The 1,610-nt window shown below is 56.0% G+C and carries 1 rRNA gene; it reads right to left on the reverse strand.

What is annotated here, in order from left to right:
• Nucleotides 1–1,447, reverse strand: a 16S ribosomal RNA gene (locus LUN51_RS17350); the annotation flags it as partial.
• Nucleotides 1,448–1,610 lie beyond the last annotated feature (163 nt).

The following is a 1,610-nucleotide window of genomic DNA, read 5'->3' on the forward strand; positions in this document are numbered from 1 at the left end:
GGTTAAGCTAACCACTTCTGGTGCAGTCCACTTCCATGGTGTGACGGGCGGTGTGTACAAGGCCCGGGAACGTATTCACCGTGCCATTCTGATGCACGATTACTAGCGATTCCGACTTCGCGGAGTCGAGTTGCAGACTCCGATCCGGACTGAGACCGGCTTTTCGGGATTGGCTTCAGCTCGCGCTTTCGCAACCCTTTGTACCGGCCATTGTAGCACGTGTGTAGCCCTACCCGTAAGGGCCATGATGACTTGACGTCGTCCCCACCTTCCTCCGGTTTGTCACCGGCAGTCTCCCTAGAGTTCCCGACCGAATCGCTGGCAAATAGGGACAAGGGTTGCGCTCGTTACGGGACTTAACCCAACATTTCACAACACGAGCTGACGACAGCCATGCAGCACCTGTCTCTGCGCTCCCGAAGGCACCCCGGAATCTCTTCCGGGTTCGCAGGATGTCAAGGGTAGGTAAGGTTCTTCGCGTTGCATCGAATTAAACCACATGCTCCACCGCTTGTGCGGGCCCCCGTCAATTCATTTGAGTTTTAACCTTGCGGCCGTACTCCCCAGGCGGTCGACTTATCGCGTTAACTGCGCCACTAAGTCCTCAAGGGACCCAACGGCTAGTCGACATCGTTTACGGCGTGGACTACCAGGGTATCTAATCCTGTTTGCTACCCACGCTTTCGCACCTCAGCGTCAGTGTCAGTCCAGAAGGCCGCCTTCGCCACTGGTATTCCTCCCGATCTCTACGCATTTCACCGCTACACCGGGAATTCTACCTTCCTCTCCTGCACTCTAGCCTGCCCGTTCCGGATGCCGTTCCCAGGTTGAGCCCGGGGCTTTCACACCCGGCGTGACACGCCGCCTACGCGCGCTTTACGCCCAGTAATTCCGATTAACGCTTGCACCCTCCGTATTACCGCGGCTGCTGGCACGGAGTTAGCCGGTGCTTCTTCTGCGAGTGATGTCGTCCGTACCGGGTATTGGCCGGCACGCTTTCTTCCTCGCTGAAAGTGCTTTACAACCCGAAAGCCTTCTTCACACACGCGGCATGGCTGGATCAGGCTTTCGCCCATTGTCCAATATTCCCCACTGCTGCCTCCCGTAGGAGTCCGGGCCGTGTCTCAGTCCCGGTGTGGCTGATCATCCTCTCAGACCAGCTACGGATCGTCGCCTTGGTAAGCCGTTACCTTACCAACTAGCTAATCCGACATAGGCTCATCCAATCGCGCGAGGTCCGAAGAGCCCCCGCTTTCTCCCGTAGGACGTATGCGGTATTAGCCTGAGTTTCCTCAGGTTATCCCCCACGACTGGGTAGATTCCTATGCATTACTCACCCGTCCGCCGCTCGACGCCTCCTAGCAAGCTAGGATCGTTTCCGCTCGACTTGCATGTGTTAGGCCTGCCGCCAGCGTTCAATCTGAGCCATGATCAAACTCTTCAGTTGAAAGTCTGATAGTCCGTTGAGCGGACCAAACTTGGTTCAAGACTAAAACGTTCTCAAAAAGATCCGAAGATCCTTGACGAGTCGTTTGCCTTGATAGGTCGTGACTGGCACCCCTATCCTGAGCAAACGCCCACATGAATTACCTGATCGATTGTTAAAGAGC

The organism is Chromohalobacter canadensis, assembly GCF_029544075.1.
Classification (GTDB): Bacteria; Pseudomonadota; Gammaproteobacteria; order Pseudomonadales; family Halomonadaceae; genus Chromohalobacter; species Chromohalobacter canadensis_A.